This is a genomic window from Emticicia sp. GW821-FHT11C11 (assembly GCF_058808615.1).
In genome coordinates this window covers 421,667-436,867 of record NZ_JBXARV010000001.1, presented here as the reverse complement: position 1 = coordinate 436,867, position 15,201 = coordinate 421,667, and the positions used below count along the sequence as shown (strand labels likewise).

The window sequence follows — 15,201 nt, the reverse complement described above, 5'->3', positions numbered from 1 at the left end:
CTTACGTTAGGGTTAAAAATGGCGCACCTTATTTTTTTGCCGGATATGCCCGAAGCAGAACCACTCCATGATGGCGGATTTCGGTTCCGAAAGATTCGGTAAATTGTCCTAAATCTTTTTGTCGCCATACATCACGGAACCGGTATTTTCCCTGTAATCCGATTTTTTTGAAATCAAGCGTAAACGCTTTGGCTTTTTCATTGCCCCAATGGAAATAGGAAGCCGGAGTTTTACCAAAATAGGCAGTATTGAACAAGCCAATGGCATAAGAGCCGTCTTCCAGAGGCTTTTGCCAGACCTCAATTCCGTCTTCATTGAAAATCAATCGGGCAGCTTTCCCCAGAGGGTCCTGATTGATTTCTATCACTTCATCGTTAGATAATAAATTCAGTGTGAATGCGTCTAATTGCTCAATGGGGCAACCTATCAATAAGGGAGCAGCCAGCAGACTAAACATGCTCACGTGGCTGTATTGCTCATCGGGCGTCAGGCGGGTGTCGTGCAACACCGGCCCAATGGAAACCTTGCCAACAATCATCATGTCCGGGTCAGCCCAGTGACCATGCCCTGTATAGGGCGACCATTTATCAAGTGAAAAAGAGGTGAGGTACAGGCTGGTCCAGCTATCTTTTATATCAGGGCCGGTACGATACATATGAGATGTACGAACCCAGTCGGTCACTTTCTCGAACGGCGCATTGTTGGATAAACTAAACACCACGTCACGCCCTGATTTCTTCAGAGCATTGCCCATTCGTTCTGTTGAATTGACATCAATCCGCCAGTCGTATTTTAGGAAATCAACGCCCCATGCTGCCATTTGCCGGGCATCAACCTCTTCAAACCTGTATTTTGCAATCCGGTTGAAAGCCCTTCGGTTAACCATGATAGACTCATGCGTTTCGCCTCCTTTTTCAAAGTCAGAAGAAGCCCCTACATAACCGCCGTAGCTGGAAATATAGGGGGTAGAATACAAACCCACTTTCAGCCCCAGTGAATGAATGTAATCAAACATCCCCTTGATATCAGGGAATTTCTTATTTGGCTGCAGTGCATATTCAGAACCGCCACGTTCTCCCTGCCAGGCGTCGTCAATGTTGATATAAGACCAGCCATGGTCTTTCAGGCCGGTTTTAACCATAGCTTCAGCCGACGCAATTACCTTTTCTCTGTCAATGTGCGCTTCCCACGCATTCCATCCATTCCAGCCGATAGGTGGTGTTAAGGCAATGGTATCACCTATTTTGATGGTCAGTTCTTTGGTGGTTTCGCCTAATGCATTCCTGGCTTTCAGTGTTGTTTTATACGTCCCTCTTTCGTTTATCCGTCCCGAAATAATGCCTGTCCGGGTATCAAGAGTCAACCCTTTAGGTAAATTGACGGCTGAGAACCTGATGGGTTTCTGTCCGGTAGCGGCAATGGTATATAAAAACGGATTCCCGGGTGTAGCACCAAACAATTTTGCAGAATTGATTCTGGGTTTGGCTGATGGTTGCGGCGTTAATATATACTTTTCGTCGGTGGTATTTACATGCTCCGGCACATTATTGCCTGCCATTTCTATTCTGGCATTTATCCAATTGCAATAGGTTCTTTTATTATTGATTCCGCCCACTTTATCTATCACCAGCAATCCTAATTGTTTAATGCCTGTCAGGTTTACATCCACATTAACAGCAGCATCCCCGATACTCATAGGTTTGCTTTCAAAAAGCACTTTCCCATCGCCCAATACATAAAAAGTCAGGGGAATGTCTTTATTGCCCAGATCATCTGCACCTACCAGAGCCGAAAAACGCGTGGCCTGCCCGTTGAGTGAAAATACCAATACACAAGGAGATTGAGCCCCAAGCCCGCGCTCATACTTTTTACCATTGATACGCAAGGTATCGCCCGTGTAGTTTTTCTTGGCCGCAACGGGTCGGATCCCCTCTGAGTACGTTTGAATCAGTAAATCATCAAACCATACTACCTTTGTGTTTTGAGCAGAAGCGGCTAGTGACAACAGTATTAAAACAATGGTCAGGTACTTATTTACTGAATTCATGATCAGGGTGTCTTTATTTGTTTAGGGGGAACATTCTTAACAGCACAACCCCATGGTGTTTTATTTCTGTTTGAAAAGACTGAGCAAACAAGCCTATATCTTTTTGACGCCATACATCTCTTAATCTGAACTTGCCTTGCAGCCCTATCGCATTGAAATTAAATTGATATTGAAAACTCTGTTCGTCTCCCCACCGGAAGTACGATTGCGGGGTTTCTCCAAAATGTGCAACATTGAAGAGTCCGACCGCATAAGAGCCGTCTTCCAGCGGTTTCAACCAGATTTGTACCCCGTTTTCCTCTTTTACCAATCGTGCGGGTTTGCCCAGTGGATCCTGATTGACTTCTATTACCTCATCATTAGTCAATAAATTGAGAGTGAAGGCATCCAGTTGTTCAATCGGACAGCCGATAAGCAAAGGAGCTGATAACAGACTAAAAAGGCTGACATGACTGTACTGCTCATCTGGCGTGAGCCTGGTAGGGTGCAAAGCAGAACCGGTAGTAACATTCCCCAGAATCATCATGTCAGGGTCGAGCCAATGCCCACGTCCGCCAAATGGTGCCCATTTGTCTAGAGTAAAGGCTGAATGATAAAGGCTCAGCCAGCTATCGCGGATATCAGGCCCTGTTCTGAAAGTATTGGTCAGTCTCGCCCAGTCTTTGGCATACGCAAAAGGCGCCGAGTTTGAGATACTGTAAACAATATCTCTGCCCGAATTTTTTAACGCAACCGACATCCTTTCGGCAGAATTAACATCAATCCTCCAGTCATATTTCAGATAATCAATACCCCAGGCTGCCATTTGCTTAGCATCGTTCTGTTCGAACCGATGTTTACCGATATAGCGGAATGCTCGCTTATTATCTTTGATTGAATCGGTTATCCGGCCATTTTCATAGTCAGAAGACCCGCCTATGTAGCCCGCATAACTGGTGATCATAGGCGTAGAATAAACACCGGCTTTTAAACCCAAATCATGTATATAATCTACCATTTTTTTAAACTGAGGGAATTTCTCATTGGGTTGAATGGCATTTAATGTACCCCCACGTTGCCCTTGCCAGGCATCATCAATATTGATATACGTCCATCCATGTTGGTTCAATCCCATTTTAACCATCGCATCGGCAGAAGCTATTACCTTCTCTTGATCAATGTTTTTAGCCCATGAGTTCCATCCATTCCAACCGATGGGTGGGGTTAAAGCTATGGTATCTCCAATCACAATTCTGAGTTCTTTCTGAGCTTCGCCCCGTGCATTTCTGGCTTTTAGTGTAGTTTTATAGTTGCCTTTCCGGGTGATTTTCCCTGATATAATTCCGGTTTTGGTATCTATCGAAAGCCCTTTCGGCAGGTTCTGAGCCGAAAAATGGATAGCACGTTCACCAGTAGCGACTATGGTATACAGAAACGGATTCCCGGGTCTGGCACCAAATAATCCGGCAGAATTGATTCTCGGCTTTTTATCCGGCTGCGGGGTCAAAATATATTTCTCCTGGTTATTAGGAATGGTTTGCGGCAAGAAACCGTCTTTCATCAACAATTGTGCATCAGCCCAGTTAGCATAAGTTCTGTTGATTTCCATATCAACCTGCACCAACAACCCCAGTTGTTGAATACCGCTTACGTTCACTTTTATCGCTTTGGGAGTCTCTCCCCATTGCATGTCGCCACTATCAAATAGAATTTTTTTATCACCGATTACATAAAATCTGTGGGGTAGTTTTTTCACTCCACGGTCGTCTACTCCAACTAGTGCAGAAAACTCGGTGGCGTGACCGGCCAGATGAAACGCAAGTACGCTGGTCGAATTGACTCCTACACCATGCGTGAAGAAAACCCCTTTGATTTTCATAGAGTCACCTGCGGCATTGGTTTTAGGCAATACCGCCGGAATCCCCTCAGAATAAGATTTGATGGGTAGGTTGTCCAGCCAGACTGATTTTATATTTTGTGCAACAACACCGGTGTTCAGCAAAGCAAACACACATAGCAAAGCTACTGTTTTGTTTATCATGAGTTAAATCTTGAAGCCGGACTTTACGATAACCGGATGGTATGTTTAAAAGGGGTGAAACCTGTCAGGTACACCGTCGGAGAATCTGATGCAGGCAGTGCGCCTCGCAACTGAATACCCTTATGCTCTATTCTACCCGAAGAAAAATGTAGTGTATCACCGCCTGCAGTATAAGAACCGCTTTGGCCTGAGAAAAGGAATGCTTTCGCGTTGGTTGGATGATTGGTTACACCGGCGAATGTGCCTCCCGGTCTGAAAATCAATTCACATGAGACCGGTACGCCTTCCGTACCGGCCATGTTTATTTCTATCTCAATACCATTGTCAGTTTCGTGAATTTTTACGGTTGTGTTTAGCTCCTGAACTTCGCTTTGCTTGCGGAGTGTCCGGGGCATTTTATCCAGATCGCCATCGGGCGATATTTTGTCTTTATCAAGCGGTTGATAGTAAGGCCCCTCAAGATGTTTTTTCAATACCCAGGTATTACCTTCCTGTTCAATCTTTTCAGACTGAAACTGACCTTTCCCAAAAAAGGAAGCAGCTACCCGCATGGCTTGCAAAACGGCATTGCCTTTATGAAAGGTGAGCCAGCCGGGATTATTGGATAAAATGGTAGTATCCCAATTGCCTCGTCTGATTCTCACCACTCCCGAATACGGAAACGCTTTGGCGTAGCTTACCGGCAAAGGTTTATCGGCGGGTAATGTCTGCCATAGAGCAGGATCTTCCAGAAAATAATCCAGATAGATTGCCAGTTGCTCTTTGGTACTGGTCTTTTCAATTTGCCGGCACATAGCTGCCATCTGGCCATTATTTTTTTGCAGGGCCATGAAGCGATAGCAGTAGTAATATTTAGACATATTACCCACGGTGCCTTTATCCTGGCGATTAGAGGCCTCAGTAACAACTTCTCCATTTGGATGAACATAATAGAGAGTCATTTCCAGGTTTTTCAGAACGGAGTCTAATAATTCTGGCTTGCCGAGACCCCTCGCCATGATTATCAACGAGCGGTTTACGATTGGTGAATAACTGTTAGTACTTTTTTCAGTATACTGCCCGTCAGGGTCAATATCTATATGTTCAGCCAGCCATTGGTCAATCCGGTTTGTATAGCGTTTATCAGGGAAAAGTTCATTTAGTTTTGTTAGGGCTGCCGAAACTACCCAACGGTGATTAGGTGTATGAATACCTCCAACAATGAGACCCTCACCGGCATTTTTCAGAAAAGTCTGCAACAAAGTCAGCGACTTCTCAGCACCTTTGGTTTGCAATTGTTTCAGAAACTTATAGGCAGGAACTATATTCTCCAATATAAAAGCCGTATCCGGTGTTGAGTGAAAATTAGTTGCCAGTAAATCGATCGTTCCGTCGCTGTGCTGAAACTTCAACATAGCAGCAGCAGCGGCTTCTACTTCCCGCAAAACCTCTCTTGACTGATAGTATGCCGATTCCTGGCAAGACATAAGCATACAGGCTTTCACAATAAAACTACTTGTTGTATGCGGATTAGGTATCTCCACATCATCAGTATATCCGCCGTAGTATTTGTTTCTGGTATCGGCTACTTTCAATGCTTTAAATCCCGGCAATTGTCGGTCATGTATTTTTATCCATTCTAGAATCCAATCGGGCTTTTGACCCAAACCTGTGTGATAAGTGTTGATTTTCAGAAAAGGCATTGAACAGACTGAAAGGATACCTGTATTGACAAATGTTCTTCTATTCATGGTTGAGTTTCATTTTTAAGAGAGGTGTTTAATCCACTCAGAATTCTCTGATTTTTATACTTCTGAAATGCACCTCATCTCCGTGATCCTGTAGTAAAATATGTCCGGCATAAGCCTGGGCAAAATTTGTATACGTGTTGTACTTACTCTTGGCAACCAGATTGCGGAATATTTGCGAATATCGGTCATACTCAACCACTTTAATATTATTCAGCCAGTGCTCCACGTGCCCGTCTCTGGATACAATTTTTAGTTTGTTCCATTTGCCAGGTGGGTTCATACGCTTTTCTTTAGTTCCTTCCGAAAGGTTTTCGGCTGTTATAAGGTCATACAGTGAGGCCGTCGTTCTGTTCCCGTTCACCCCTGCTTTTGCATCAGGATGCACGTTATCGTCTAGAATCTGGAACTCCGGCCCCAAGCCTGTACCTTCTTTTCTTTTTGGGTCATTTACTACAAAATACTTTAATCCACTATTGGCTCCTTTCGAGAGCATAAACTCTAATTCTAATTCAAAATCCGAAAACTCTTTCTCGGTTTCTATGTCTCCGCCTTTGCGTACACTGTCTTTTTTAGAGCCTGATACTATTAGCGCGCCATCCTGTATGCGCCAGCCCTCTTTAGGAAAAGAACTACCGTTGGCCAGTTTCCAACCTGCCGTTGTTTTACCATCCCATAGCAATCGCCAGCCTTTTCTGGTCTCATTATCCGAAAGTCGATTAGGTATATAATTTACTTCGGGTGCTTCTTCGCCGCCTTTCCAAACTATATCCTTCAGGTTTTCGGTTGCAATTCTGATATTCTTCCATTGCACGGTCAGGCCTTCCTGCTCCGGTTTTTTAATCTGATGCACCTGCAGCGCTATTAAACCTCTGGCTGTTTGTGAGTCAAGCACATTGGCACAAGGAATACCGTTTATCCAGGTTTTGATACTTGAGCCGATGGCTTCAATATGGTATTTGTTCCATTGCCCGTTTCTGAAAGCTTTCTGCCCCTGCGGGTTAATTGAAAGCGGGTATAACCAGCCATTTCTTGCTTCGTCATAAATGCCGCCGCTCCAGGCACGAGGAGCAGGATCAATTTCAACCTGATAGCCATGCACGCGTCCATTCATGATGCTAGGATCACTGATGCTTCGAATCTGAATGCCTGAATTGAGGCCAATATCTACTTTTACGTCTAGTTCCAGCACAAAATCTCCGTATAAGGCTTCTGTGCAAAGAAAAGTGTTAGGGGTGTTCAGGCGGGATATCCCGATGATGGTTTTATTTTCAATTCTGTATTCGGCATTTCCATTACGCTTCACCCAGCCTTTCAGATCTGTTCCGTTGAAAAGGTCTTTCCACTGCGCATTTGAAACAAAACTCAGCAGGAGCATTCCCAGAAACGCCGGTTTAAATATATTCTTCATAGTGGTTAGGTTGAATAGATGGCTGCTTTTAAGAGAGAAGAGAACAATACTCTCTTCTCTCTCAAGCAACTCCGGGATTATTAATAACCCGCGTTTTGTGGTATTTTAGGGAAAGAAAGGTCTATTTCAGATTGAGGAATCGGTCTTAAATTATGCTTGTCGGTGATTGACTGACCTTTTACCCAAGGGTTGTATTTTTTTACACGCTCAACCAGTTTGCCGGTTCTTTTCAAATCAAACCAGCGGTTATATTCACCCATCAGTTCGCGGGCTCTTTCATCCAGAATCAGGTCGATGGTGACATTTGAAGCAGTGGCGCGGTATGAAACAACTTCCAGCGATTTCTGGTTTTCAGGTGCTGCAGCACATTTAGGGTCAGTTCCTTTTTTAGTGCCCAGCGCACGGTCAAGAACCTTATTGTAGTAAACATCTGCTGTACCCAGTTTTCCGCCTTTGGCACCTTTTACAATGGCCTCAGCTGCAATCAGATAGGCTTCTGCTGCTCTGAAAATACACTCATTGAAAGTACCGAATGCATCTCCATAAGGAATACCCGGCTGCCAGAATTTCCACATAAGTGGCGCCTGGATGTTAAGCCCCGAGTTATCTATCGGATACCCCCCACCATATTCATCAGTATTCACAACGGCGTAATTTTTGGTTCCACCTAAGTCAACACCTCTTTCAGCCGTCGTTTTAGTTGGATTGTTCCATGGCCGGTTAACTAACACTGTATCTCCTACGGCATAGTTAATTTTTAAATTTGCGTTACTTAATGGAAGCGGTTTGTAATCTTTTACGGCAGAAAGCGCGTAGCCTACACTTACAAAGTTATGTGCATAACGCGTATCATTTTCAGGATCAAAAAGGCGATAAGTGGCCGTGTTGATTTGATGAATACCCTGCGAACGGTTATAATCACTTGTACGTCCTTTACTGCCTATGAATCCTTCACCACTTGGCCCGAATTTCGAGTGTAAATCGTTCCCACCGGCTACATCCTGTGTAAAAGCAGGATCTGTTTTGTTGGTTAAAACATCTGAATTGTATTGAACCGCAAAAATAATCTCTGCATTTTTATCATTCTGAGCGCCTGTATACTGAGTCAACGGGTTGTCTGATCTTTTCGGGAACAAATCTTTATAATTGGCCGCTAAAGGATACGCATCAATTATTTTGTCGGCATATTGTAGCGCCGAATCAAAATCTGCATTTGAGCCACCCAACGAATTATTGAAGTTCCAGCCTCTGGTAAGATACACCCTTGCCAACAAGAACTGCACCGTTCCTTTGGTTATACGGCCATAATTTGATGCTGTTACGGGTAATTTTGCTTCACAATCAAGCAAATCTGAAATAATCTGTTTGTAAACCTCGGCCGACGCCACTCTTGGAAAATCTTTTTGCGGAGTTTTGATTTCACTCAAAGGCATCGGGATATCACCCCATTGCTGAACAGCATAAAAGAAACACAAGGCTCTCAGGAACTTCGCTTCAGCTACTCTGGTGTCTTTCAGCGCCTGAACCATAGTTATACCTTCAGAACGGGTAATGGCAGTATTGGTACGAGCAATTTCTGCATACAATATTTGCCAAAGAGATTGGAGTTCAGGCAAAGTAGCATTAAAACGGGCATCGTATACATCATATAAACTAGGCGGATTTTCTTTGCCGTTTACTGCTGAGGGATTCCAACCACCCTGAGCAGAAAAGATGTCTGTACCGTTCAGAACCAATACTCTGCTCTGATGAATGTTTCTCAAAAGCGGATAACACGCCCTTACCAGATCTTCAAAACCAGCTTCGGTTTTATAGTATACATCGGTGGTAAGGGTAGTTTTAGGATTTTCATCAAGAAAAGAATCTTTACAACTCATCGAAACAAGTAACAGACCTGTAACGAGTAAAAATTTTGTTTTAGAATATATAGATTTCATTGTCTTTCAATTAAAATAAATTAGAAACTAAGATTAACCCCCAGGCTGATTGTCATTGACGGAACGTCATCCTGATAAATTGCTGAATTGAATTCAGGGTCAAATCCAACAAATTTTGAAACGATAATCGGGTTAATTATCTGTGTATATACTCTTGCATTGTAGAATCTCCATTTCTCCATCAGGTTTTTAGGTATGTTATATCCTAAAGTAATGTCCGAGATTCTTAAGAAGCTGGCATCCTGATAATTGATAGCGCTACGATAAGGGTTTGCCGCAGCAACTCCAAAGTAGGTATTAGATGGGTTCTCGCTCGTCCAGTAATCAAGATTGGCCAGTTTATTATAACGCTGCGCTCCTATCTCTCCGAATGTACCTGAAAGCGTTTTGTTGTTATACAATGTTCCGTTGCGGTAATAGGCAAAGAATGATAAATCGAAGTTTTTGTACTTGAAACGGTTGGTCATACCCATAATGAAATTGGGTAATTCAGAGCCCAGATATACCCGGTCGTCTTTCCCTTCGGTTGACGAAATGATACCGTCGTTGTTCTGGTCAACCACACGTACTGAGCCCGGTACCTGGCCATATTTTGCCGCCAGGTCTTTATCTGCCAATTGCCAGATGCCATCAAACTTATAGTCGAAATTGGCTCTGATAGGGTAACCCACAAAAAGGTTGTTTCCTTTATCGGCCAATTGCCCGTTGCCATACAATTCAAGAAGCTTGTTATTATTTTTGGTGAAAGTCAGAGTAGTGTTCCAGCTGAAGTCAGGAGTAGCAACATTTACTGTGTTTAGTAGTATTTCAACACCTTTGTTCTGAATCTTACCTACGTTTGACACTACCTGTGAGAATCCTGAAGTAGTTGGTATTTTCTGGCTCAGAATCAAATCCTCCGTTTTTCTGTCATATACTTCCACAGTTCCTGAAATACGGTTTCTGAACAAGCCAAAGTCTAAACCGAAGTTAAGCTCTTTACTTCTTTCCCAACGTAAATCCTTATTGCCAAGGTTTGCGGGTGCAAAGCCATAAGCAGCCGTACCGTCAAAATCATAGCCTGTATTTAAAAGCCCTGCCTGTGTGCTATATGGGTTTACGGTTGAGTTACCTACTTCGCCATAGCTTACTCTTAATTTCAGGTTTGAAAGTGCTTTTACATTCTGAACGAATGATTCGTCAATTAATCTCCAGGCTACGGCTACAGAAGGGAAAAACGCCCATTTGTTACCCGCAGCTAATTGAGAAGCACCATCTGAACGCCCTGTAACCGTCAAGAGGTATTTATCTCTGAACGTATAGTTGATGCGTCCCATATAAGATGATAACGTACGCTCAATTAAAGAACTGCTGAACGCCGTAATGGTTCCGGTATTGATAGCATACCATTCAGACTCAAAAGGCAAATCTTTTACAGCAATTGATGAGGTTTCGTTACGTTGATAGAACGCACTTTGAAGACCTGTTAAATTGATTTTGTGTCGACCTAACTCCAGATTATAGTTAATGATGTTGTCGAGGGTGTAGCTTCCCAAGGTACGGGTATCTAATTGGGTTCTTGGTTTGGCACCAATCTGCGACTTAGACCAGGCCCCTCTGTAGTCTCCGAGTTGGGTTGTACTATAAGTAGAAGACAGTGACGAGCGAATGCTCAGCCCTTTAATCGGCGAGTACTCCACATACCCATTAGCCATGATATTTGAAACCTTTGTCTGTAGTTTCGACTGGTTAGGGTCAACATCGCTCAACGGATTAGGTACTTGTTTATCGTTAATACCCATCCAGAATGCTAAACCATTCACATCAACGTCCTGGTTTTCAGATGGGTTGGGTAAATCTTTGTAATAGGCAACACCGGTAGGTCTGGCACGATACGCTCCTCTTAATGACTCCTGAGAACCCAGATTCTGGATTGAATAAGTAGCATAAGAAGTAAACCCAACTTTAAAGTGATCGCCTAATTTGCTGTCAAGACCGGCATTCAGGTTATATCTTTTGAAATTGGTGCTAAGTACGTTACCGTCTTCATTAAGAAATCCGCCCGAAAAACGGTAAGTAGTTTTTTCATTACCACCAGACACACTTAAACTTTGGTTGGTCTGAACACCCGGTTTAGTAACTAAGTCAACCCAGTCGGTTGAGCGGCCGTTTTTTATATTATCTAACTCAATAGTGGTAAATTTAGCTTCGGCAGCACCTTCCAGAATACGGTCGGTATAGGTTGCTTTGTAAAACTGTTCGCTATTCATCAATTCAGGCAAATGGGCAGGTATTTTTACACCCACGTAGCTGTCGTAACTAACCCGCGGCTTGCCTGATAAACCCTTTTTGGTAGTGATAATAACAACTCCGTTTGCTCCTCTAGCACCATAAATAGCTGTAGATGAGGCGTCTTTCAATACGTCCATCGATTGGATGTCGTTCGGGTTCAGGTTGTTGATATCACCACCCATTAATCCATCAATTACAACCAGCGGTGCGGTTGAGTTGTTGATGGTATTTTCACCTCTGATGGTAATATTGTAAGAGCTACCCGGTCTGTTATCTGCTTTTGTAACAGTAGCCCCAGCAACCTGGCCTTGCAGTGCTTTTGACGCCAGAACAGGGTTTCCACGTATAATATCTTTGCTTTGCATAGAAGCAACAGCTCCTGTTAAGTCACTCTTTTTCTGCTCACCATAACCTATCACTACTACTTCATCAAGCGATTTATCATCAGGTGCAAGCTTTATGTCTATTATCGTTTTGTTGCCTACCGCTGTTTCCTGGGTAATATAGCCTACATAGCTGAAAACCAGAATAGCTGATTCGTTTGGGACATCAAGGCGGAAAACTCCCTGTATATCAGTAGTAACCCCTTTATTGGTTCCTTTAACGACCACACTTACTCCGGGGATACCCTCACCTTTTTCGTCTGTAACTTTTCCGGTAATAATCTGCAATGGTTTTTCTTCTTCCACATCACTGCTCCCGGGTACAACCTGCACAGGTTCTTTTATCAGGCCCACCATTTCTCTGTAAAGCAATATCTGCTTGCCTTTCACTTCATACGAAATTTGCAGCGGCTTACAAATTTTCCCTAAAACTGACTTCAGGGTTTCGTTTTGTGCTTCAAAAGAAATTTTTTGCGAGATATTTATCTCTCTCGGATTGTAAACGAACTTCACACTGGCATTATGCTCAATAGAATTGAGCATAGATTTCAAGTTGTCGTTAGTGGACTTGATGCTTATCCTTTTTTCAAGAACTTCTTGCCCCTCAACCTTGTGAGCGTAAGAAATGCCTAGTCCAATCAGGCTCAATAGTACTTGTATAAATGAAACCCTCATAAGTTTCTTTAAAAATAGGGGGGAGAAATACTCTTTCATCAGAATGAGATAAAATTTAGGGTTAATATGTTTTTTATCAAAGAATATATTGGAATATTTTATTTAGTAATAGACCAATAAGCTTTTATCCGCTATGGATTAATAGCGGTACAGACATGACATAGTTTAATGAAAATTCAAAAACTGCGGGTGGGCAGGTAGTGAGGGTTAAGGTTCCATCCATAGATAATTGTGGTTTTACCTATGGATGGCAGAGAAATATTGCAGATACTTGTTTTTATTAAAAAAAAATTTGAAATAGTGCAAAAAAGATGCGTTTTAACAACCACTGCTGTGTATAACTATTTGAGCATCAACTATTTCATAAGTAGAATGAGTAACCTTGCAAATCAGATTCAATTTCTCATAAAGAGATTCGTCAGCAAAAGAGGCAGTCAGGTAACAGTTCTCCATGTTTTTTTCATCATAGATAATATGGATACCGTAGGCTTTTTCAAGTTGAGCAAAAACTTTTGAAATGGGCGCTTCCTCAAATACAAAATTTTCAAGGGGGGCATTAACGAGTATCTCCGGCTGCTTACTGATTGATTTGAGTAAGCGGGCGTCTGAAATAGAATATTCTATCGACTGATTAGGCGTTAGGATAATTCCGGCCAGTTCATTCTTTTTCTGCAGTTTGGCTTTTTCAAGGTCTTCATGACGATACACAGAGACTTTTCCAGAATGAACTTCTACTTTAATATTCTTTTCGTCGTCAAATGCTTTAACCATAAAGCTGGTTCCTAAAACCTGCGTAGATATATAATTGGTATAAACCCAGAACGGCCGTTTGGGATTTTTGGCTATGTTGAAAAACGCCTGCCCTTCCAGATATACTTCTCTGGTTTCGGTCGAAAATTGTTTCGGATACCTGATTTTACTTTTCGGATAAAGTGTGATAATACTGCTGTCTTCCAGCGTTATTGTTTTGATTTGCGTGTCGTAGTTCTCGGTCTCAATAAAATTGGAACTCAGGTTAGGAGAAATCCTTTCAAAAAAAGCCATTTTGCTTTTATCTGAATAAAACTTAAAGCCAACAAGACTAATTGCTAAAATAACGGCGATAGACGCCGCAATTCTGAAAATCTGGCTTTGCCAGATTGGCATTTTAACCACATTTTCTTTGGTAATCTTATTAGTGATAGCAGTCAGTTCGTCATCAGACAAGGCTATGCTCTTTTCATGGAGAGCCAATAAAAAAGCCCGGGCAGAATTAATTTTTTCAGCAGATTCAGGATTTTGTTCAATCCAATTATTCCAGAATGATTCACTCGGTGGGTCCGGATCAAGAACCCATTGCCGGAATGATTCATCCTGACAGAAGTCTTCTAGGTTATAGTAATGATAGTTTAATTTCATCTGTAATAAGGTATATTAAGTAGGATGCCAACGGCAGTTATAAAATACTGTTTTTATTAATTTTTTTTTACAGGATTAAATTCAATAGAAACAAATAGCTTATGATAAGCCCTACCCAATTTTCTCGGATTGTATTGAATGCCACTTGCAAAAGATTAGAAACAGACTGAGAATTGATACCCATTATCTGGGCAATCTCGTCACGTTCCATATTTTGATAATATTTCAGATAGACCACTTCCCGTTGTCTTTTTGGTAATGCATTAAGGACGCCGGATACTTTTTTAACGGTTTCCTGTTCGCTTTCATCTTTTATAATTTGTAATTCAGGAGAAAAATCAACAAAATTTGAGTCATTTTCCAGATTAACCACTTCATATTCATGATTCATTTTCTGACGAACGCTTTCGCGGAGTATTCTCTTCCGAACAGAGCTTAAGAGGTAAGCCCTGACGCTCTCTGGTTGCGTAATGGTATTTCGACGGCTCCAGATTTCAACAAAAACTTCTTGCACACAATCTTTTACAAAGTCTTCGTTCCGGATGAACTTATAACCATAGTTTTGCAGAAGATTAAAGTATTTCTTGATCAGTTTACCCAATGCCAATTCACTACCGCTCTTCAGCTGTTGCCAAAGTTGGGAGTCGAGTGACGCATTTGTATTTAATCCCTGGGAATCCATTCTGACTTTGCATTAGGGTTATATAAACCTTAGCGATACAAATAAAAAACTATTTTTACAATAATCACTTACAAGTTGACAATGTGTAGGCAAAAGTATTAAAAACCAAGATAAATAGAATAACTAAGTAAGAATACCTAGATACGAATGAAGGAGTCATTTTATAATGGTACTCTTTTATTTTACTCATAAGATAGTTGTAAAGCACAATATCGCCTGATTAATCTTAATTTCTTCTTCTTATATTTTATGTTCTGTCATATTACCTGAGGTTAATACCACACCATCGTTCAGTCCTGCTTCAACATTTTCCTGAAATTTCAATACAGAATAAGACATTGACCAGCATAAAAAGCAAAAACTTACTATTTCCAGCTTTTAGGCTAATTGCAAAGCACCTTTTCACATAAAGAAAATGCCGGTTCAACGATATTTTAACACTCTTTAACGTTTTTTAGCCTTAAAAAAGTTTTAATAGGTGCAACTTTGCATCATGGTTCTGCATCTTATTGATGTAAGCCGATAAGTGATATAGAAAACGGAAATCGAAAGAAACCGCTTATCAGCTTTTAGAACCGCTCATCCACAACTTGTAGAAAAATTAGTACTATGTATGACATAATACCAAATAAAGCATATATCTTTGTATT

The 15,201-nt window shown here is 41.8% G+C and carries 8 protein-coding genes; all 8 read right to left on the bottom strand.

Annotation, left to right across the window (positions count from 1 at the left end):
• Positions 1-28: 28 nt before the first annotated feature.
• Positions 29-2,047: an NPCBM/NEW2 domain-containing protein gene (locus tag AC1RRY_RS01745; protein ID WP_492818590.1), complete on the bottom strand. Its 2,019-nt coding sequence runs from the start codon at positions 2,045-2,047 to the stop codon at positions 29-31.
• Positions 2,048-2,060: 13 nt separating this feature from the next.
• Complete coding sequence (locus AC1RRY_RS01740; RefSeq protein ID WP_492818592.1) at positions 2,061-4,067, bottom strand: NPCBM/NEW2 domain-containing protein; 2,007 nt, start codon at positions 4,065-4,067, stop codon at positions 2,061-2,063.
• A 23-nt stretch (positions 4,068-4,090) separates the two neighbouring features.
• Positions 4,091-5,797, bottom strand: a complete 1,707-nt coding sequence (locus tag AC1RRY_RS01735; RefSeq protein ID WP_492818594.1) for a hypothetical protein — start codon at positions 5,795-5,797, stop codon at positions 4,091-4,093.
• Between the two features lie 37 nt (positions 5,798-5,834).
• Entirely contained in the window at positions 5,835-7,205 is a 1,371-nt protein-coding gene (locus AC1RRY_RS01730) for a 3-keto-disaccharide hydrolase (RefSeq protein ID WP_492818596.1), read from the bottom strand.
• Between the two features lie 80 nt (positions 7,206-7,285).
• Positions 7,286-9,142 (bottom strand): RagB/SusD family nutrient uptake outer membrane protein, encoded by a 1,857-nt coding sequence (locus tag AC1RRY_RS01725; protein ID WP_492818598.1) that lies wholly within the window; start codon positions 9,140-9,142, stop codon positions 7,286-7,288.
• 20 nt (positions 9,143-9,162) lie between these two features.
• Entirely contained in the window at positions 9,163-12,471 is a 3,309-nt protein-coding gene (locus AC1RRY_RS01720; RefSeq protein ID WP_492818600.1) for a TonB-dependent receptor, read from the bottom strand.
• Positions 12,472-12,789: 318 nt separating this feature from the next.
• A complete protein-coding gene (locus AC1RRY_RS01715) occupies positions 12,790-13,869 on the bottom strand; it encodes a FecR family protein (protein ID WP_492818602.1) in 1,080 nt (359 codons plus the stop codon).
• 67 nt (positions 13,870-13,936) lie between these two features.
• Positions 13,937-14,551: an RNA polymerase sigma factor gene (locus AC1RRY_RS01710; RefSeq protein ID WP_492818604.1), complete on the bottom strand. Its 615-nt coding sequence runs from the start codon at positions 14,549-14,551 to the stop codon at positions 13,937-13,939.
• Positions 14,552-15,201 lie beyond the last annotated feature (650 nt).